Source organism: Thermophagus sp. OGC60D27, assembly GCF_052400625.1.
GTDB lineage: Bacteria > Bacteroidota > Bacteroidia > Bacteroidales > Marinilabiliaceae > Thermophagus.
This window is the reverse complement of record NZ_JBQTGH010000005.1, coordinates 71,749-90,453: the sequence shown is the minus strand read 5'-3', so window position 1 is coordinate 90,453 and position 18,705 is coordinate 71,749. Positions and strand designations below refer to the sequence as shown.

19 protein-coding genes are annotated in these 18,705 nt (G+C 43.1%); 3 read left to right on the top strand and 16 right to left on the bottom strand.

The features are described 5' to 3' along the window. Window positions 1-16: 16 nt before the first annotated feature. The 5 genes from nqrE to ACT29H_RS07615 all read right to left on the bottom strand — a co-directional run bounded on the left by nqrE (window position 17) and on the right by ACT29H_RS07615 (window position 4,690). Entirely contained in the window at window positions 17-634 is a 618-nt protein-coding gene (nqrE, locus tag ACT29H_RS07635; RefSeq protein WP_444821025.1) for an NADH:ubiquinone reductase (Na(+)-transporting) subunit E, read from the bottom strand. A gap of 80 nt (window positions 635-714) precedes the next feature. Beyond that, window positions 715-1,377: an NADH:ubiquinone reductase (Na(+)-transporting) subunit D gene (locus tag ACT29H_RS07630; RefSeq protein WP_444821024.1), complete on the bottom strand. Its 663-nt coding sequence runs from the start codon at window positions 1,375-1,377 to the stop codon at window positions 715-717. A gap of 11 nt (window positions 1,378-1,388) precedes the next feature. Further along, the gene (gene nqrC, locus ACT29H_RS07625; RefSeq protein WP_444821023.1) at window positions 1,389-2,093 is read right to left on the bottom strand and encodes an NADH:ubiquinone reductase (Na(+)-transporting) subunit C; all 705 of its coding nucleotides are present in this window, start codon (window positions 2,091-2,093) and stop codon (window positions 1,389-1,391) included. A gap of 11 nt (window positions 2,094-2,104) precedes the next feature. Beyond that, a complete protein-coding gene (locus tag ACT29H_RS07620) occupies window positions 2,105-3,265 on the bottom strand; it encodes an NADH:ubiquinone reductase (Na(+)-transporting) subunit B (RefSeq protein ID WP_444821022.1) in 1,161 nt (386 codons plus the stop codon). A 75-nt stretch (window positions 3,266-3,340) separates the two neighbouring features. Continuing rightward, a complete protein-coding gene (locus tag ACT29H_RS07615; protein ID WP_444821021.1) occupies window positions 3,341-4,690 on the bottom strand; it encodes a Na(+)-translocating NADH-quinone reductase subunit A in 1,350 nt (449 codons plus the stop codon). 87 nt (window positions 4,691-4,777) lie between these two features. Here ACT29H_RS07615 and ACT29H_RS07610 point away from each other — a divergent pair, with 87 nt between their 5' ends. Then, entirely contained in the window at window positions 4,778-6,124 is a 1,347-nt protein-coding gene (locus ACT29H_RS07610) for a type IX secretion system plug protein (RefSeq protein WP_444821020.1), read from the top strand. On the opposite strand, the gene ACT29H_RS07605 is transcribed toward ACT29H_RS07610, so the two are convergent. Next, window positions 6,121-8,544 (bottom strand): GumC family protein, encoded by a 2,424-nt coding sequence (locus ACT29H_RS07605; protein ID WP_444821019.1) that lies wholly within the window; start codon window positions 8,542-8,544, stop codon window positions 6,121-6,123. The genes ACT29H_RS07610 and ACT29H_RS07605 overlap by 4 nt on opposite strands. 23 nt (window positions 8,545-8,567) lie before the next feature. Next, window positions 8,568-9,362, bottom strand: coding sequence for a polysaccharide biosynthesis/export family protein (locus ACT29H_RS07600; RefSeq protein ID WP_444821018.1), 795 nt, complete (start codon window positions 9,360-9,362; stop codon window positions 8,568-8,570). 587 nt (window positions 9,363-9,949) lie between these two features. Here ACT29H_RS07600 and ACT29H_RS07595 point away from each other — a divergent pair. Next, window positions 9,950-10,543, top strand: a complete 594-nt coding sequence (locus ACT29H_RS07595; RefSeq protein ID WP_444821017.1) for a YqgE/AlgH family protein — start codon at window positions 9,950-9,952, stop codon at window positions 10,541-10,543. A 37-nt stretch (window positions 10,544-10,580) separates the two neighbouring features. Here the strand turns inward: ACT29H_RS07595 and ACT29H_RS07590 are convergent, their stop codons facing one another. The 4 genes from ACT29H_RS07590 to ACT29H_RS07575 all read right to left on the bottom strand — a co-directional run bounded on the left by ACT29H_RS07590 (window position 10,581) and on the right by ACT29H_RS07575 (window position 14,019). After that, window positions 10,581-11,450, bottom strand: a complete 870-nt coding sequence (locus ACT29H_RS07590) for an aminotransferase class IV (protein WP_444821016.1) — start codon at window positions 11,448-11,450, stop codon at window positions 10,581-10,583. Between the two features lie 4 nt (window positions 11,451-11,454). Next, the gene (locus ACT29H_RS07585) at window positions 11,455-12,084 is read right to left on the bottom strand and encodes a rhomboid family intramembrane serine protease (RefSeq protein WP_444821015.1); all 630 of its coding nucleotides are present in this window, start codon (window positions 12,082-12,084) and stop codon (window positions 11,455-11,457) included. A 120-nt stretch (window positions 12,085-12,204) separates the two neighbouring features. Continuing rightward, window positions 12,205-13,212: a DNA polymerase III subunit delta gene (gene holA, locus ACT29H_RS07580; protein ID WP_444821014.1), complete on the bottom strand. Its 1,008-nt coding sequence runs from the start codon at window positions 13,210-13,212 to the stop codon at window positions 12,205-12,207. Window positions 13,213-13,242: 30 nt separating this feature from the next. Beyond that, window positions 13,243-14,019: an AMP nucleosidase gene (locus ACT29H_RS07575; protein WP_444821013.1), complete on the bottom strand. Its 777-nt coding sequence runs from the start codon at window positions 14,017-14,019 to the stop codon at window positions 13,243-13,245. 69 nt (window positions 14,020-14,088) lie between these two features. Between ACT29H_RS07575 and ACT29H_RS07570 the strand changes: the two genes are divergently transcribed. After that, window positions 14,089-14,541 (top strand): type I restriction enzyme HsdR N-terminal domain-containing protein, encoded by a 453-nt coding sequence (locus ACT29H_RS07570; protein WP_444821012.1) that lies wholly within the window; start codon window positions 14,089-14,091, stop codon window positions 14,539-14,541. Window position 14,542: 1 nt separating this feature from the next. On the opposite strand, the gene ACT29H_RS07565 is transcribed toward ACT29H_RS07570, so the two are convergent. The 5 genes from ACT29H_RS07565 to recR form a co-directional block, all read right to left on the bottom strand. Further along, the gene (locus tag ACT29H_RS07565) at window positions 14,543-15,082 is read right to left on the bottom strand and encodes a GNAT family N-acetyltransferase (protein WP_444821011.1); all 540 of its coding nucleotides are present in this window, start codon (window positions 15,080-15,082) and stop codon (window positions 14,543-14,545) included. A 111-nt stretch (window positions 15,083-15,193) separates the two neighbouring features. Further along, entirely contained in the window at window positions 15,194-16,807 is a 1,614-nt protein-coding gene (locus ACT29H_RS07560) for a hypothetical protein (protein ID WP_444821010.1), read from the bottom strand. Between the two features lie 302 nt (window positions 16,808-17,109). Then, on the bottom strand, window positions 17,110-17,544 hold the full coding sequence (locus ACT29H_RS07555; RefSeq protein WP_444821009.1) for a BT0820 family HAD-type phosphatase: 435 nt from the start codon (window positions 17,542-17,544) through the stop codon (window positions 17,110-17,112). A 10-nt stretch (window positions 17,545-17,554) separates the two neighbouring features. Further along, window positions 17,555-18,028 (bottom strand): hypothetical protein, encoded by a 474-nt coding sequence (locus ACT29H_RS07550; RefSeq protein ID WP_444821008.1) that lies wholly within the window; start codon window positions 18,026-18,028, stop codon window positions 17,555-17,557. 11 nt (window positions 18,029-18,039) lie between these two features. Next, complete coding sequence (gene recR, locus ACT29H_RS07545) at window positions 18,040-18,663, bottom strand: recombination mediator RecR (protein ID WP_444821007.1); 624 nt, start codon at window positions 18,661-18,663, stop codon at window positions 18,040-18,042. Between the last annotated feature and the right edge of the window lie 42 nt (window positions 18,664-18,705).

Sequence of the window (18,705 nt, the reverse complement as noted above, 5' to 3'; positions counted from 1 at the left end):
TTTAGCGTGCTCTTTTTTAAAGTTGAATACCCATGAAACTCATAAAAGCAATGCCCATCAGGCCTGTGATAATAAAGGTGATACCGAGTCCACGCAGCGGAGCGGGTATATCCGAATACCTGATTTTTTCACGTATGGCCGCAATGCCGACGATGGCCAAAAGCCAACCGATTCCAGAACCAAACCCGAAAACGGCTGCTTCACCAATGTTGGCATAAGCACGCTCCTGCATGAAAAGAGAACCACCAAGGATGGCACAGTTCACCGCAATCAAGGGAAGAAAAATACCCAGAGAGGTGTATAGTGCCGGAGCAAATTTCTCGACGATCATTTCCACCAGTTGAACCATGGAGGCAATCACGGCAATAAACATGATGAAGCTGAGAAAGCTCAGATCGATGTTGGCGAAGTCTTCACCCAACCAGCTTAAAGCCCCTTCTTTCAAGATGAAGTTCTCTAATAAATAGTTGACAGGTACAGTGATGCTTAATACAAAAACGACTGCAACGCCAAGTCCAAAAGATGTCTTAACGGTTTTGGAAACCGCCAGGTAAGAACACATGCCCAGGAAATAGGCAAAGATCATGTTCTCGATGAAAATGGACTTTACAAATATATTTAGCAGATTTTCCATTTTTCTTTGATTAATTGATTTTAATATATCCGATACTAAAAGGGTAGGTTCAATAACGTGGGGTAATAACGCTTATGGATTTAACTGACGTCAATTAAATCTTTGTTTTTGCTGCGTTGCACCCAAATGATGATACCCACCGTGATCAGGGCCATGGGTGGAAGAATCATCAGTCCGTTATTGACATATCCGGCCTTGTAGAGGAAATCGGGAATGACCTGCAGCTCTCCGATGCCGGGGAGTGTGAGTGTTCCGGTTCCCAGCAATTCACGGAAAAAGGCAACAATAACGAGAATGATGCCATAACCGGCACCGTTACCGAGTCCGTCCAATACGGAAGGCCATGGTTTGTTACCCAGGGCAAAGGCTTCCAGCCGGCCCATGATGATACAGTTGGTAATGATCAATCCCACAAATACAGACAACTGTTTGCTCACTTCATAAGCAAAAGCTTTTAGTACCTGATCCACCAAAATAACCAGAGAAGCCACAATGGTCAGCTGGACAATAATGCGGATCCGCGAAGGAATGGTATTTCTGATTAATGATATAATAAGGTTTGAAAAGATCAGAACAAAGATCACTGAAAGCGACATCACAATGGCCGGTTCCAGTTTGGCCGTAACCGCCAGTGCGGAGCAGATACCCAACACCTGAACGGTAATGGGGTTCTGGCTACCCAGTGGACTGGTTAAAAGTTTCAGGTTCTTCGATGAGAACAAAGGTTCTTTTTCACTACTCATAGTTCTCTATTTTATTTTTTTAAAAATGCTTCGTAACCACTAAAATAATCTTTCAGCATGGTTTCCACGCCCCTGCTGGTGATGGTTCCTCCAGAGATGGCATCTACGCCATGGGGGTCGTTGTCGGGCGCGCCACCTTTCATGACCTGAACAGAAACCATCTTTCCGCTTTGGTCGAAAATGGTTTTGCCTTTGAATTGGTCTTGAAAAGCTTCCGTTGCTATTTCGGCACCCAGCCCGGGTGTTTCACCTTTGTGAGAAAAAGTAGTTCCGTAGATGGTGTTTTTATCTTCATTGAGCGCGATATATCCCCAGATGGGTCCCCAAAGACCGGCACCTCTAACGGGAAGGATGTATTTAACGTCCCCATTGTCGAGGTGACATTCGTAAACAGGATATTGTCGGTCGCTAAGCGGTTTTCTGATTTCTTTGCTCAGGTCGATGTTAAAAGCCGCTTTTGCATCGGCATTTTGTCGTTCACCCTCGAAGGAAACGATGAATACATTGTCGCCGATATACTTTTTGTATTGATCTGCCACGTTGTCAGTGGTGCTTTGAATATTAACTGACCTGAGAATATCTGCCATTTTAGCCTCTTCTTCATTTTTTTTCTGGATGGGCGAGAGGGCTTCTGAAACAAAAGCCAGCAGTGTTGCTACCACTATTACCATCACCGAAGCATAAAGAAAAGTATATTTATTTCCTTGTCTGTCCATTATATCAATTGTTATGCGGTTATACTTGCTCTTTTCAGGCGACGTTTGATGTTGCCCTCTACAACAAAATGGTCAATCAGTGGTGCAAAAGTATTCATCAGCAGAATGGCCAGCATGACACCCTCGGGATAAGCGGGGTTGAACACTCTGATCATGATACTTAACACCCCAATTAGGAAGCCATAGATATATTTTCCTTTGTTGGTTCTGGTGGCCGAGACGGGATCGGTAGCCATGAATACGGCGCCAAAAGCAAATCCGCCGAGGACCAGATGATGCCAGGCCGGTATTTGCATCAATGGGGTTGATCCGATGGCATTAAAACCAAGCGCCATAAGAAATCCTCCGACAAAAACCGAAAGAATGATCCGCCAGCTGCCTATCCCGGTATAAATGAGAAAGGCGGCGCCCAGAAGTATCGCCAAGGTAGACGTTTCTCCGATGGAGCCGGGGATGAAACCCAAAAAGCTGTCGAGGAACGAGAATTTATCGATGTCGCCGGTGGTAACGGCAGCCCCCAGAGCGGTAGCCCCTGAGAATCCGTCAACAATACCCTCCCCTTTTGAGAGTCCGCTGATCCAGATTGCATCGCCCGACATATAGGCCGGATAGGAGAAAAACAAAAAAGCCCTAGCCAAAAGGGCAGGGTTCCAGATGTTCATTCCTGTGCCACCAAAGACTTCTTTCCCAATTACTACTGCAAAGGCGGTGGCTACTGCTACCATCCACAATGGCACATCGACGGGAAGAACCAGCGGAATAAGCATTCCCGAAACCAGGAAGCCTTCGTTTACTTCGTGTCCCCGAATCTGAGCAAAAATAAACTCTATTGCCAACCCCGTAACATATGAAACCACAATGATGGGGAAAACTTTCAGTAAACCGTGCCCAAAGACCGGCCAGAAATCCGGATCTTGTCCGGTAGCCAGAAAATGTTGGTAGCCCGAATTCCAAATACCGAAAAGTAATGCCGGTATCAGGGCAATAATAACTGCGGCCATGGTTCGTTTCATATCCATGGCATCGCGAACATGCACTCCGTTTTTATTGGTCGTATTCGGGACAAATAACAAAGTCTCGAATGCTTCGAATGTGGATTGCAGCTTTTCATATTTCCCACCTTTTTCAAAGTGGGGTTTGATCTTATCAATATAATTTCGTAATGCCTTCATTCGAAAGTGTTTGTTTGTTGTTTTATCGAACTCGTAATATGGTCAAAACATTAAAATAAAAGAGTTGCGGCTCTATTAGCCCAGTTCTTTAATCATCAAATCGATGCCGGTGCGCAGTATTTTTTGCAAATTCATCTTTGAAGGACAAACAAATTCACAAAGCGCTACGTCTTCTTCTGCCAGCTCATAGATGCCTAATTGTTCCATCTTGTCGATGTCTTCTACCAGGATAGACTTGAAAAGATGCTCCGGCAGAATATCCATGGGCAGAACTTTTTCGTAAAGTCCGGAGACTACGAAAGGACGTTTTCCTCCCTGCATGTTGGCACTCAGTTGGTATTCTTTTTTGGGTTTTAACCAGCTGAAGTAAGATCTGGAGACACTGAATTTTCCAAAGCCCGGTTTTGCCCATCCCATAAATTCGAATTCATCGCCTTCGGGGATGGCCGTTATTTGAGAATGGTAAAAGCCGATATAACCATCTTCCGGGATTTGCGTTCCGGTGAGCACATTTCCACTGACGATACGTACGTGTTGATCGGTATTGATGTTGTCGTTGAGGTAGGGTTTAGCACTTGCGCCCAAGATGGTGCGGAAATAGGCCGGTTTTTTAATTTCCGAACCCGCGACCACAATGATGCGGGAGAAATCGTGTTTTCCGGTGGTAAATAGTTTCCCAATGGCCGCCACTTCCTGAGGTTGCACGGTCCATACCACTTCTCCTTTGTTGATGGGCATTACGTGGTGAATTTGTACCCCTACATTACCTGCGGGATGAGGACCTTTGAACCGGTGGAGTTGAACTCCTTTGGTGTTGATAAAAAGCTTGGATGCTGCATCGGCATTGATGCCGATATGGATGTTGTCACAAAGCCTTTTTAATACATCGATCCCGGCCTGAAAATCTTCTTCGCAACCGGTCATCACAAAATCATAGTCGGGCGCCAGAGGCGCAGTGTCAAACGCAGAGATGAAGATGGCCTTGGGGTTGTCATCTTTTTTTGCCAGTACATTGTATGGCCTTCTGCGCAAATAGGGCCAGGCACCGGCATTTTGCATCTTTGCTACCACATCATCCCGGTTCAGGGAAGCAATGTCTTCCTGACCAAAGTCAACGGCTTCGTTTGTTCCGTCAGCTTTAATGACGACTTCCAGAATTTTGCGTCGTTCGCCCCGAATGATACTCTGGAGCTGACCGCTAACCGGCGAAACAAATTTCACATCGGGTTGGTTCTTGTCGAAAAACAATACCGAACCCGCCTTTACCTTCTCACCTTCTTTGATAACCATTTTGGGAACCACCCCTTGAAAATCAGTCGGTTTTATGGCAAACAAATCGGGTAATTGGGCCTGACCAAAGACTTTGTTAGACTTGCCTTTGAGCGGGATATCCAATCCTTTTTTTATTTTAATTACCTCAGACATGTTTTTAAAACGGTTTTGAATTTGCCTGCAAAAATAGCTAAATTTATCACTTTAGAGCACTTTAAAGGGAAATGAAACCACTTCAAAATGAGCATTTATAACTTTTTCACATTGCCCAAACAATCGGCAGCCGCCTTTGGTTCTGATTATTTGCGTAAAAATTTCTTTAATTTTTTGGTGTTAGTTTTTTTCTTGAATTGGTCGTTGGTGTCTGCCCGTGGTTATGAAAAAGTTGCAGAACCGGAAATAAATGGCCCCAATATTAAAACAGTGAAGTTTCATCGACAGGGGTGGCCCATGTCCTACCCATTTATCGAACTTAATGCCGGTCAGAAGTTATTTCTCTCTTTCGATGAGCTGGGGACTGAAATAAAAAACTACTACTATACCGTGGAGTATTGTGACTCGGATTGGAGCCCGTCGGTGTTGATGCCCACAGAATATTTTCGGGGCAATGACATGATTCCGGTAGAAAACTTTCAGCGATCGTTTAATACCACCTTCGACTATGTCCATTATGAGTTGTCCTTACCCAATGAAGAGATAACGCTGCTTTTGTCGGGTAATTATTTGCTTAAGGTGTTCGAAGCAGGGCATCAGGACCAGCCCGCCCTAACGCGGCGTTTTTATGTGACCGAACAGTCGGTGAGTATTGAAGCCGAAATAAAATACACCATGTTGTCGTCGGGGCGTTCCAGTTATCAGGAAGTAGATTTTAAGGTTTACCATCCGGGGCTGACCATCATGGACCCTTCCAGCGAAGTGAGTGTCACCATCCGGCAGAACGGGAGGACCGACAATGCTATTACCGGGCTTCGACCATTATTTTTCGGAAATGATGTGATGGATTTTAATTATAACCGAGAGGTGGTGTTTGAAGGGGGAAATGAATTTCGTTGGGTGGATTTAAGGAGTTACCGGTTTCAGTCGGATCATGTTCGGGATATCACTTTTTCCGATCCCTTTTATCACATTCAGGTTTTTACGGATGAATCGCACCAAGAAAAGTCCTATTATTATCATGATGATTTTAACGGCCGATATTATATTGATGTGCAGGAGGAGGGTGATCCATCGGTGTCGGCCGATTACGCCTTTGTTCATTTCTCCTTGTCGTGGCAGCCTCCCCTGAACAATACCCATGTTTACTTAACAGGGGCTCTGAACAATTGGATGCTGGATGCCGGCTCGCGGATGATTTACAGTGCTGAAGATGATTTGTATCATTTGACACTCCTTCTGAAGCAAGGTTATTATAACTATCAGTATGTGGTTGAGAATGGAGAAGGCGGGAAATCCGTGGCACCTGTTGAAGGGAGTTTCGGCCGAGCAGAGAACGACTATCTTATATTGGTTTATTACAAGCCCACCGGCCAGCGCTACGATCGGCTGATCGGACTCACCGTCACCAATTCGGTAAATAAAGTCAACTAACTGTAATAGCCGCTTTTTTTATACCGGCCATAGCCATATCCATAGCCATACTGAGAAATTGAGCTGTAGCCTTTAGGCGTAATGACGTCGTTGACCAGTATGCCGCTTTTTTTGATTCGACCAGCTTCAGCCAGGTGGTTGAGAAACTCGATGGCTTGTTTTCGTGAATATCTCTGACGGACTACGAAGAGGGTAAGGTCCGCCGTTCCTGTAATGAGGAGGGTGTCGGAGACCAGAGCCAAAGGAGGGGTGTCAAGGATAATCACATCGAACCGTTCCCTGGCCGATTGAAGAAATTCAGTCATTCTGTCCGATTGAAGCAGCTCTGCCGGATTGGGTGGTACGGGTCCTGAGGTGACGATGCTTAATCCGTCGATACTGGTGTTTTGAACCACCTGCTGAAACGAAGAGGAACCCAGAAGAAAATTGCTTAATCCGCTGTTGTTTTCTACCATAAATTCCTTGTGGGTTTGAGGTTTTCTAAGGTCCATTCCTACCACCAGCACCTTCTTTTCGGTAATGGCGAGAATTGCTCCCAGATTGGCCGAACAAAAAGATTTACCTTCTCCCGAGACAGAGGAGGTAACGGCAATTACGGGTGATGAGGCGTTCTTTCCCAGCATGAACTCGATATTGGTTCTCAGAGCCCTGAACGATTCGGCCAAAGGAGAGGCCGGATGCTGAATGACGGGAATCTTTTCGCTGTATGAGTCGTGTTCGATGTACCCCAAAACGGGGACCGGGGTATGGTCTTCTACCACATACCCTGCAGTGATCCGGGTGTTGAGGCTGTTGCCCAGAATTAGAATCAACGCCGGGAGGATGAGGCCCAAAAGGGTTGCTACCACCAGGTTGGCAGTAGGCCGAGGCGTGGTTTGATAGATGTTGCGTTCATAGGCGGGGTCGATGATTTTGTGATCGGGGATGTTTGATGCCAGAGCAATTCCTGCTTCTGCTCGTTTCTGAAGCAGGAAAGTATAAATGTTGTCGTTGAGCTGAAAATCACGTTGAATGTTGATGTATTTTCTTTCGGTTCCCGGAAGTTTTTGTATCTGTTTATTCACTTCTTCAATCTGTTGATTGATTTGCTCCATTTCGATTTGAGAGGTGTTGATAATGTTACGAACGTTTTCGATCAGGGCGTGCCGGATGGATTCAATTTCGCTGTTGATTTGTCGGACCTGGGGACTGCTTTCCCGGGTTGTCATTAAAAGGCGGTTTCGGGCCGAATAGGCTTCTGCCAGATTCGTGACCAGCCGGTTGAGCGACTGGTCGGAGATGCCCATGGTAGAGGGGACTATAATATCATTAAATTCGGTTTTGGTTTGAATATACTCGTAGAGGTATTCAAAATATTTCAGCATGCGTTGCAGGTTGCTTTTTTCGGTAACCAGTGTTTCCAGTTTTTCCATGGCAAAATTGCCTTCCGAGCTGATGTTGATGAGTTTGTTTTGAGACCGGAACTTTTGAAAGTCGGACTCAGCAGCCTGGAGGGAATCGGAAATTCCACTGATTTGATTATCGATGAACTGAATGGTGGCATTGGCAATTCTGTTTTTTTCTTCGAGTCCGCTTTCAATAAATGATCGGGTGTGTTGATTCAGGAAATCTGCTACCAGTTTGGGGTGCTTGTCTTCCAGACTTAACTCCAGGATGGAGGCATCATCAAAATAGAAATTGACTTTTAATTTTTGTGCGTAGATGGCTGCAAGTTTCTCAATGTCATGAAACATGAAGCTGTAATCGTACTTTCTGAATTCCTCTTTATGTGTTTCGAATTGCGTCTTGGGGTTGTTTTTCCAATGGATTGAAAAAGAATAGTATGGATTGTTTACGACCTGTCCGAAGGAGAGTGTGTCGGTTTTCGTCAGCAGTTGTCCGTTGATGGTGGTGTTTACCTCCAAAATATATTTTTGAGGGGAAAGGATATGGATAAAAAACGGTACCTCCATCAACTTGTGGCTTAGGGGAGATGTCTTGACCACTATGGGGGAATTCTGATAAATGTTTCTTGAGAGCGCATTGATTCGTCCTACACCCAAGAATCTGGGGGTTTTATGGAAGCTTATTTCCAAGTCAAGGTCTTGCAAAGTTCGTTTGGCCAGGGAATAGGATTTAAGAATGCCGATTTGGTTGCGAATGTTATCGCGGGTATCGAATGAGAGGTCGCGGATCAGGGCTTGGGCACCAATGGGTTTGGTTTGCTCGGAACGGATCAGAAGAGTGGTGTTTCCTTTATAGAGAGGGTGAGAGAATTTGTTGATTACGAAAGCCATTGTCCATGCCAATAATAGGCCAAAAGCAAAGAAATACCATTTCCCCAATAATCTTTCGAGCAATCGGGTTAATTCCGGTGATCGTGTTCCTGAAAAGGTATCGCTTTCCGCTCTGGAATTTTTTATGTAATCGTTATGCATCATTGTTGCGCGTAGTTATTGGTCACTTATTGATTGTCAAAATATTGCAATAGGACAATAAGGGTTGTCAGCGATGAGAGAAAGATGGACATGATTGGGAGGTTGATGCGAAAAGCTTTACTTCCAGAAGGCTTAACATAGATTACATCATTGGGTTTAACAAAATAGGCCGGAGATGAAAGAAGGTCTTTTTGGGTAAGGTCTACTTGATATGAAATCTGTCCTTGAGGCACAGAACGGATGACCATAATATTGCGTTTGTCTCCGAGGTCGGTAATATCACCAGCCTTACCAATTGCCTGAAGAATGGTCATTTGATCATTGTAGTGACTGTAAACCCCGGGTTGCGAAACTTCACCCAGTACGGTGACTTTGTAGTTGAGTAATCGAACGATGACTGTCGCATCAATCAGATACTGGTCGGCAAGGCGTTGGATTTGTTGTTCGGCGTCAAAAAGAGAGAGCCCTTTAACGGCCACCGACCCGAGGACGGGCAACTTGATATGCCCGGTCTTGTCGACCGTGAAACCATTGATGTATTGGTCGGCTTCCGAACTCATGGATATGCTGAATCCCGAAGCAGGAAGGTTGTTGTAAAGTGCGGATATTTCCGGATTACCGGTGAGGACTCTTACATAAAGCACATCATTGATTGCGATTTTGTATTCTTTGTGCGGGTTTTTAAAAACAAGTGTAGTATCCTCTTTGGAGGCATTTTTCAGGTAAACCATTTTGCCGGGCCCTTGGCAGCTTGCCAGAAAGAGAAAGATTGGCAGGACCATTGTTCCGGTCACTTTAAGTAAATTTGATCTGAACGTCATTGTTGATTTGTTGTTTGGATTGATGTTTGGTTTGGCAGCCTGCATTCTATACATGTCAAAAAATATGTAATCGTTGTTACACAAAGTACTGTTGGTGGAAGATGTTGTTTTCGATTTGGGAATGAATGTTTATATAAGTCATATCAGTCGGGTTTTGGATTTCGGGTTTATAAAGAGTAGCAAATACTCATAATTGCAAATCTATGTAATTAAACATGTAAATTCTACCTTTTGGTTTTAAGAGGGGCGTTATATTTGACAAATGAATGTTTTTAAGGGGCAAACTTTTGGCATCGGTAGGTTTTTTGCTTATTTTAGATAACGGATGTAATGTTTTAATAAGTCAAAACAAATCGAAATAATGGGTTTTATTGGTGCAAGCAGAATGGTGTGAATTGGGAAACAGATATGAGGTTGTGGCGTATTTGCACGTTTTATGCTTAAATAGAATAGGAATCAGTTGTTTTGATGAAGATTCTTGTCAATTGATATACATCCATAATGGAGAGTTCTATTGATCAACAGAAAATAATTGTATATTGGTTGATGGAGAGTAGTAATCTCTAATACAGAAAAATAGAGCGAACATGAAAAATTTAGATTTCAATATATTCCAGCCTTCGCGCACCAATTTAAAACCGGAGGTAGGCAGGGTGCTGATCGCCGAACCATTTTTGCAGGGTCCCTATTTTGGGCGATCCATTGTTTTGCTGACAGAGCATAATGAAGAGGGCACCGTAGGGTTTGTCCTGAATAAGCCGACCGAACTCTATCCTGATGAGATAGTGGATGATATATTGAGTTTTGAAGGAGAGTTGTTTGTCGGAGGGCCTGTATCGTCCAATACGTTAAGTTTTTTACATACGCTGGGGGATCGGCTTCCCGGTTCTATCAAGGTGACCTCTTCGATCTATTGGGGCGGAGATTTTGATTGTCTTAAGAAGATGATTAATCAGGGCGAGGCGACCAGTCAATCAGTGAAGTTTTTTGTGGGTTATTCGGGATGGGCGCCCGGTCAGCTGGAGGGAGAGATTGCCGAAAACAGCTGGGTGGTTTCCACTTTGCGCGATGAGCTGATAATGACCCGAGAGGTGAAAAATGTTTGGGAAACTGCGATTCACGAAATGGGTGATGACTATAAAACCTGGACCAACTTTCCTCGAAACCCCTCGTTTAATTAGTTTATGCCGGGGAGATTTTTATAGGAAAAATAACCGGCTATTTCACTGTCTTTGAAATTTCTTCGTTGAGCCATCTTGTGATCGCTTTTGGTAACCGGTTGAAGTACCGTTTGTTTTCGAAAGCGACTATCCATCTGACGCCGTTAATGGCATTGCTAAGAAAAAGTTCATCGGCATTCAGTAGTTCTTCTTTTGTTGCCCCAGGCGTTTCTAGTACCGGGATGTTGTTTAGGGCTGCAAACCTCAGTATTTGCCTTCGCATGACGCCATCAACACAACCGGAAGAAATGGATGGTGTTTTCAACACCTGATCTTTGGTCCAGAAGAGATTGGAGCTGATGGATTCAATCCATTTTTTATTTTGATTCAGGATCAGGCAGTCGTCCCAATGGTTTTCTTTTTTATATATGCCGGCGAGGATATTGGGTGTTGAAGAAAGTGTTTTGAAAGGGGCGGTAAGGTTCCATACTTTTGGGAATCCATCGAAGGCCCCGATTCTTAAGCCTTCTTCATTTAATAGAAAACCCTTATGGGGGAGCGGAGTTGCTTCGATAAGCCAAGCCGGGGTGTTGGTTTCGGGAGTATATAATCCTCCATCCCGTCGAAAAACAGAGATTCGTACTCTGGCATCATAAAATATTCGGTTGCGAACGATGAGTCGTTCAATGTTTGTTTTGAATATTTCCATAGAGGGCAGTCCCGAAACAGATATTTTCAGGGTGGCCATACCTCTTAGTAATCGTGCGTAGTGGTCGTCGAAAAAAAGGGGTTCTGTTTTATGACACCGGATGGTTTCAAATAGACCGTCACCGTAGCGAAAGGCTCTGTTATTGGAGGAGAAGAGTGCTTTTCCGGTTTCGTATTGATGGCCGTTGAGTATTAGGTATTTTTTATTGGAGGGTGGCATGGTATCAGAAATTGAAACTCATTAGCCGATTGAAGAAATGAATGGCCAGTGAGGGTTCATAAAGAATAGGGAAAATAAGACCATAAAGCGCACCGTAATAGTGGGCATCATGTCCAATATTGTCGAGGTTTTTACCGGCCATGGATTTGGAATATATCAGGTAGAGAACACCAAAAATAATCCCCGGAACAGGTATAATTCCAAAAAACAATATGGGGTTGTAGGGAGCAAAAAGGATCGACGAGAAAACAACCGCCGATACTGCCCCCGAAGCTCCTACCGCGTTGTAATGAGGGTTGTCTTTTTCTTTTATCAGAGTGGCCAGAGTAGAGATGCCCAGAGCACTAACAAACAGAATGAGGTATCTGATCGCCGCGCCGGTAACAAATGCAGCTTTGAAGTAATAAAGAACCGCCTCTCCAAAGGAGTAAAGGACAAACATATTGATCAGAAGATGCATCCAGCTGCCGTGAACCAATCCGTAGGAGAGCATCCTGTAATACTCATTGCGATTTATAATCTGCCAGGCATTGAAGCGGAGTCGATCAACGATTACCGGACGGCTAAATCCAGCAATACTGATGAGTGAAACGACGATGATAATAATTAGGTTGATATTTAAACTTAGATTCATGATACGTCTTTGGTTTTTTGATTCTATCGATTATGGCAAGGAGGTTTCTCATTCCGCTTTGCCGACACTCTCAACATGGCCCATCACATCCTCTGATTATCTTTCAGATTTACATCAAATTTAATGCATGATTTTAAAGATCATCTCTTGCAGGAGTTCTCCTTCTGAAGCAGAATTGTTGTTAAAACCTTTAGAGCGCATGTCATATTCTCGCAGCAAAGAAATGACCTGTCTGGTTTTAGCCCAATTGAAACGACGTGCTGCCGTCTGATAATCTTTTACAAAATAGGGGTGGATCTTCAGAAGTGTTGCAATGTTTTTTTGGCTTTTGTCCGGGGTGACATGATAGGTCAGCAAATTTCTGAAAAAAATAAATAACAAACCGGTGATGGCCGGTATTGGCGTTTCTTTGGGGTTTTGTCCGAAAATATGGGCTATTTGGTTGGCCTTGACTATGTTGCCGTAGATGATGGCTTTTTGTAGTTCGAACGTGTTGTAATCTTTGCTGATACCAACATATTCATCCACATGAGCAGAGGTAATGGTTTTTACTTCCGGCCCAACGGCAACTATAAGTTTGTCGAGTGCTTTAACAATTTTGCTGAGATCGGAGCCCAGATGTTCCACCAACATCAGGGTAGCCTTAGGGTCAATGTCTAAATTTTTGTTTTTTAGATATTTGGTGATCCATTGTGCTGCCTTGTTGTCATATAATTTTTTTGTTTCCAGGGTAATGAACTCCTTTGGGGTGAACTCCTTCCATACTTTTGACCGCTGGTCGAATTTGTCGCGATAGTTGATTACCAAAACGGTGGAAGGTGCCGGAGCTTTCAGATAGGAAATCAGCGGATCAAATTTTTTTATGTTTTGTGCTTCTTTGACGATTACCACTTGCCGGGGTGCCATCATCGGGTACCGGCGCGCCGCATGGACAATATCCATGGCATCGATGTCGCGACCATATAGGATGCTTAAATTGAAGTCTTTTTCTTCCTTTTTTAATGCATGTTCGACAATGTAATCGGTAATATAATCAGCGAACCAAGGTTCTTCTCCGAAGAGAAAGTAAACCTTGGCAAAATCGTTTTTTTTAAGTTGTGCAACTATTTCTTCAAACTTGAGATCCATAAATCTGTCTTTGAACGGACAAAGTTAAAACTAACTATCAAATTTAAGGTGTTTCACCGATTTTCCATTATTGATAATCTCTTTAAGAGAGTCGATCCCTATTTGAAGATGTTCATGAACGAACTCCCGGGTTACGCGTTGGTCACTTTTTTCTGTTTTAATTCCTGTTGAGATCATGGGTTGGTCGGATACGAGCAATAGGGCTCCGGAGGGGATTGAATTGGCAAACCCGACGGTGAAGATCGTTGCGGACTCCATATCTATGGCCATGGCTCTCGTTTTGGCCAGGTATTTTTTAAACCGTTCATCGTATTCCCAAACCCGTTTGTTGGTGGTAAAGACAGTCCCGGTATAATAATCTCTTCCGTAGTCGCGAATGGTGGTGGAGACGGCTCTCTGAAGACTAAATGCCGGAAGAGCCGGAACTTCAGGTGGCAGATAATCATCTGAAGTACCATCACTTCGTATTGCGGCAATCGGTAGAATTAAGTCGCCGAGCGTGTTTTTCTTTTTTAATCCTCCGCATTTACCCAGAAACAATACGGCTTTGGGGGATATGGCACTGAGAAGATCCATAACCGTTGCTGCATTAGGGCTTCCCATTCCAAAATTGATGATGGTAATGCCTTCGGCACTGCAGTTGGGCATGTTATGGTTTTCACCCAGTATTGGCGCATTTTTCCATTTGGAAAACAAATCAACGTAGTATTGAAAGTTGGTCAGAATAATGTATTGGGTGAAATCTTTCAAAGGGCGACCGGTGTAGCGCGGAAGCCAGTTTTCTACAATTTCTTGTTTTGTTTTCATATTTGTGGTTTTTTACGAATATAATTCAAATTTTAATTGAACAAGGTATAATGTTATTAATTTTACGCCATGAAAATATTGAATCTGCCCCAATGCTCATTCCGTTTTAAGGAACAAGGGGGCAAAAAGTTTATATATGATGAGGTGCGTCAAAAATTTGTGACATTGACCCCGGAAGAATGGGTTCGGCAGAATTTTTTGCATTTTATGAGCCGGCATCTTCACTATCCGACAAGCCTGACCGGGGTGGAAAAAATGATAAAAGTTCATGGATTGTCACAACGGTGCGATATTGTATTGTACAACCGAAAGGGAGCGCCGGTAATGATTGTGGAATGCAAAGCCCCTTCGGTAAGAATTGATGCAACCACCCTTAGTCAGGCCGCTCGTTACAATACGGCACTCGGTGTTCCCTATCTGGTTTTAACCAATGGATTAAAGCATTACTGTATCGAGACCGAAGTGAAGGATAATTCCTATTCCATAAAAAGCGAATTTCCTTCATTTGAAGAATTGCAATAGCCTAATTAATCGTCGGCCTACCGGCAATTTTCTGATACATCAGTTCATCCTTGAATCCGTTGGGTGTTTTTAGCCAATCTTTTTTTTGTCCCATCAGCTTGAAATCAAGGCTTTCAAAGAGCTTTATGCTGGCCCGGTTGTCTTCGCTGATGTTGCAGTAGAGCTGATGAAGTCCCAGATGGTTGAAGACATAATCAGTAAACAGAGCTACTGCTTCTTTTGCATAGCCTTTTTCCCGTTCGGGTTTATGAATCATAATACCAATGCCACCTCGACTGTGATAGGGATCGAAATCGAAAAGATCAATCATGCCAATGGTTTTTTGCATTTCGCCTTCAGGGATATCAATCATAAGTCGAAGTTGACGGGTTTGATAAATATCCAGAGTGGTTTGATTGATGTAGGTTATAATTTTATGTCGACTGAATGGGGTCAGGGTATTACTTACAGGCCAGATCTCCATTTGGTTCTCCCATTTGTACAACAAATCGGCATCTGCAGGTTCAAGGGCTCGGAGTATTATTTTGTCATTCTTTATCATATCCGGATATTTAGCTGACAAAAGTAGTTGATACTTGAAAGAAGACAAAAGTGATTCCCCCAAAAAAAGATAAGACGATTGTTATTCTTCTTTATCCTAAAAACCGTCCAATTACTTTATTTCGGTGACTTCTTTATGAGGTTCACCGCCCTTATCCATAGGTTTAAGTGTGATGGGAGGAAGATAAATAGCTCTGTTTTTCGATTTGTAATCGTCTTTAACGCCCAGCTTGAAGATTTGTGAGTAAGGCTGATGATCCGGGCATTCGATGAGTAATTTATATTCCTGAAAAGAGGGTATAATGGTTACAAACTTACCTGTGGATGGGTTAACCTTGTAGGACCCTAATCGTTTATTGGTAGAGTTGTTAATAATATAAATGGTAGCATTATCGGCAGGCTGATTTTGGCTGTTGAAGATGTGTGAGGAAACGACCGCCATGGAGCGCTCGTTATCTTCTGGAAAATGAAGCACGAAGAGGTCTGATTGTCCGATGGATCCTTCTTTTCTGGAAGAGAAGTAAACCCTTTGCCCATTGGGGGTAGGGACATAAAAAACATCATCGGAAGGTGAGTTGACGGGGTATCCTATGTTTTGGGCTTTAGTCCACCCATTTTCTGTTTTGGTGCTTTTGAAAATGTCATATCCCCCCATCGAGTTGTGTCCGGTGGATGAGAAGTAGAGTGTCTGATTGTCGGGGTGAATAAAAGGCCCCTCTTCGTCCATCTCAGTGTTAATGGTTTCCCCGGCATTGATAGGTTTTCCCCAGGAGCCGTCGGGCAAACGGTGAGAATAATAAATATCTTTCCCTCCGAGACCACCCGGTCGTTCGCTGGAAAAATAGATGGTGTTTCCATCGGGGGAGATGGAAGCATGGGTTTCATTGTATCCGGAATTGACGGGCGGGGGAAGTGGTTGCGGGTCGCTCCATCCTTCAAAGGTTTTGTAAGTAATAAAGAGTGCTCCTTTTAGTCCGTCATTTTGAAAAAAGATAAGGCCTTGTCCATCGGGTGTAAGACCAACAGTGGCCCGGTTAACATTTCTATATCCTGGAATGTTTAAAACTTCCGGTTTGGTCCATCCGTTTTTTCTCCAGTGGCTGACAAAGATATTTTCGAAATAAGGTCCTACACTTTCAAGACTATCGACGGGGCGCGTGGAGGTGAAATAGATGGTTGATTCATCATACAAGGTAACAGGACTATGATCTTCATACTTGCTGTTAAGGATTTTTCCCAGATGTTCAATTTTAAAATAGACCGGATTGTTCATGAGTTTTTTCATGTTGTGGCAATATTGTATTTCCCGGTCAATATCTGCGTTTAATTCTTTATCGGTAACAAAATTCTTCAGTCTGGTAAATTCGATGAGAGCTTTATCCGGTTGTTCATTGAGACGGTATGCCTGAGCCAGATAATAGTGGGCCTCTATGGCCTGGATCCTGTTTCCTTTGTCCAGGGAAAAATGGGGCATAATTTTTTCATAAACAGTAATTGCTTCCGGCAGCTTTTCCAGTGCTACCAATGCAAAGCCTTTAAGAAGAAGGGCCTCCGGATTATCTTTTTGTGTGAGGGGAGCAAGAGTTTCCAGAGCCTCTTCATATAATTCCAAGTCGATGAGTTCATAGGCTTTTCGTAATATTTTACGTGGTGCCTGAGCATAAGCCGATTGTAAGCACAAAGCAAGGAATGTCAAAACTATTGATATGTATGCAAATTTTTTCATGTCAAAAAATTGAATAGGGGGTCGTTTGATCCGTCTGTAACTGATGATGTGTATCGCTTTAATAACAGTAACTCATTGAGCCATACAAATTACGAAAAAATAGTTGGAGGAAGGGGAGAAGATGAGTGAAGTTTTTTTGAACGGCCGGTTTTTGGTGATGAAGTAAAGGTTTCTCTTGATCTTTGAATGAAAACAACGCGTTATCGCGTTTGGCTTTTCCGGTATACGAAGAAGCGGGAAGCCGGCCGTTTCTTGTGGGTCATAATATTGCCGGAGATGTGATGAGGGCAGAGAGAGTACTTTTATTGCTTGCAGAATAGGGATTTAATAAAGCCACAAAAGGTTTTTCTTTCAGCTTTTTTGAATCTGGAGAGGAAAAGCTCACGTTCGTTTTCAGAAACTTCTTTGCTGAGCATTTGATAAATTTCTCCCCATCCCGGGAACCCACCAACATTTCTGTCATCAATAAAAATGTCGGCATTGATTTTCCGGCTAACGGATTCATCAAATTTTTCTTCCGGAAAGTTTTTGTTTACGGCATAAAACTCCAGACCGTTTTTTGCACAAAACTCAACGGCCTCATCTAATTCTTTACCGGTTCTGATGGTCCATAAGATCAAAAGGTGCCCCTGTTTTTGCAAAGCTTTTAACGTTTCAAAGGCAAACAGCTTTTCCTTACCAATTTGCGGATACCTGTGCTCTACAATCGTGCCGTCAAAATCAACTGCTATAATCATTGGATTAGGTTTATTCAGTATTTTCATTATTGTCTTGGTCCAATTGTTCCGGGTTGATCTCTTTAATAATACTATATCGGGAAGGGCGATTAATTAAATAGGCCAAAAATAATAATGCAAAAACATATATAAATGTAAAATCGGCGGTCAACATATATCCTATTAGGCCCAGAAAAGCCAGGGATTCAATTGTTACAAGTTTAATAAAAAAACTGGTTTTAAACTGTAATAATTGTTTGTCAAATGGTAACTCAGCGTTGATATGCTTCACTTTTTGAGAATGGAAAAAGTAACTGGCAGGAATACCAACCAAAGAAAGAAGGAGTATTACAGCTTTAAAGTTTTCCTTGAAAGCCAGTGACCAATCTGCCGCGGGACCTATTTTGTTTACGACGATTAATGAAGTCAGGAGCAAAAAAATTAGGCCCGACAGGATGCTCCAAAAAATAATTTTGATTTGCTTGAGAATTTTATTGGCTTCCATAGTTTATGGGTTTATTGAATGTTTTTATCAAAAGGCTGTCGGTCTATTAGTGACCTTCCGAGGGTTACTTCATCTGCATATTCCAGTTCGTCTCCAATGGCGACCCCTCGGGCAATGGTGGTAAACTTAACCGGATAGGATTGAAATTTACGGTACAGGAAAAAATTGGTTGTGTCGCCTTCCATGGTTGTACTTAATGCGAAAATGATCTCTTTAACCTCCCCTTTTTTGAGTTTCTCTTCCAAGGGATCGATGGTTAAATCGTCGGGGCCTGTTCCGTCCATAGGGGAAATAAGTCCTCCCAGAACATGATAAATACCCTGATATTGGTGGGTGTTTTCGATGGCCATTACATCTCTTACGTTTTCAACCACACAGACAATGGCTTGATCCCTGCGAGGGTTGGCACAGATGGCACAAATGTCACTGTCGGATATATTGAAACAGTTTTTACAGTATTTGATTTCGTCGATAAGAGTCGTGATGGCATTGGCAAATTGGTAAACCGATTCTTTGTCCTGTTTTAATATATGTAAAACCAGACGCAGTGCACTTTTTTTTCCTATCCCCGGCAATCTGGCGAATTCGTTAACTGCATTTTCAAGTATCTTTGATGGGAATTCTAGTTCAGACATTGGAAAATGTTTTTGGGTCTCAAAGTTAATAAAAAATAAAGG

Coding starts and splice junctions, on each gene's coding strand:
- nqrE (WP_444821025.1), bottom strand. CDS start 634: ATGGAAAATCTGCTAAATATATTTGTAAAGTCCATTTTCATCGAGAAC.
- ACT29H_RS07630 (WP_444821024.1), bottom strand. CDS start 1,377: ATGAGTAGTGAAAAAGAACCTTTGTTCTCATCGAAGAACCTGAAACTT.
- nqrC (WP_444821023.1), bottom strand. CDS start 2,093: ATGGACAGACAAGGAAATAAATATACTTTTCTTTATGCTTCGGTGATG.
- ACT29H_RS07620 (WP_444821022.1), bottom strand. CDS start 3,265: ATGAAGGCATTACGAAATTATATTGATAAGATCAAACCCCACTTTGAA.
- ACT29H_RS07615 (WP_444821021.1), bottom strand. CDS start 4,690: ATGTCTGAGGTAATTAAAATAAAAAAAGGATTGGATATCCCGCTCAAA.
- ACT29H_RS07610 (WP_444821020.1), top strand. CDS start 4,778: ATGAGCATTTATAACTTTTTCACATTGCCCAAACAATCGGCAGCCGCC.
- ACT29H_RS07605 (WP_444821019.1), bottom strand. CDS start 8,544: ATGATGCATAACGATTACATAAAAAATTCCAGAGCGGAAAGCGATACC.
- ACT29H_RS07600 (WP_444821018.1), bottom strand. CDS start 9,362: ATGACGTTCAGATCAAATTTACTTAAAGTGACCGGAACAATGGTCCTG.
- ACT29H_RS07595 (WP_444821017.1), top strand. CDS start 9,950: ATGAAAAATTTAGATTTCAATATATTCCAGCCTTCGCGCACCAATTTA.
- ACT29H_RS07590 (WP_444821016.1), bottom strand. CDS start 11,450: ATGCCACCCTCCAATAAAAAATACCTAATACTCAACGGCCATCAATAC.
- ACT29H_RS07585 (WP_444821015.1), bottom strand. CDS start 12,084: ATGAATCTAAGTTTAAATATCAACCTAATTATTATCATCGTCGTTTCA.
- holA (WP_444821014.1), bottom strand. CDS start 13,212: ATGGATCTCAAGTTTGAAGAAATAGTTGCACAACTTAAAAAAAACGAT.
- ACT29H_RS07575 (WP_444821013.1), bottom strand. CDS start 14,019: ATGAAAACAAAACAAGAAATTGTAGAAAACTGGCTTCCGCGCTACACC.
- ACT29H_RS07570 (WP_444821012.1), top strand. CDS start 14,089: ATGAAAATATTGAATCTGCCCCAATGCTCATTCCGTTTTAAGGAACAA.
- ACT29H_RS07565 (WP_444821011.1), bottom strand. CDS start 15,082: ATGATAAAGAATGACAAAATAATACTCCGAGCCCTTGAACCTGCAGAT.
- ACT29H_RS07560 (WP_444821010.1), bottom strand. CDS start 16,807: ATGAAAAAATTTGCATACATATCAATAGTTTTGACATTCCTTGCTTTG.
- ACT29H_RS07555 (WP_444821009.1), bottom strand. CDS start 17,544: ATGATTATAGCAGTTGATTTTGACGGCACGATTGTAGAGCACAGGTAT.
- ACT29H_RS07550 (WP_444821008.1), bottom strand. CDS start 18,028: ATGGAAGCCAATAAAATTCTCAAGCAAATCAAAATTATTTTTTGGAGC.
- recR (WP_444821007.1), bottom strand. CDS start 18,663: ATGTCTGAACTAGAATTCCCATCAAAGATACTTGAAAATGCAGTTAAC.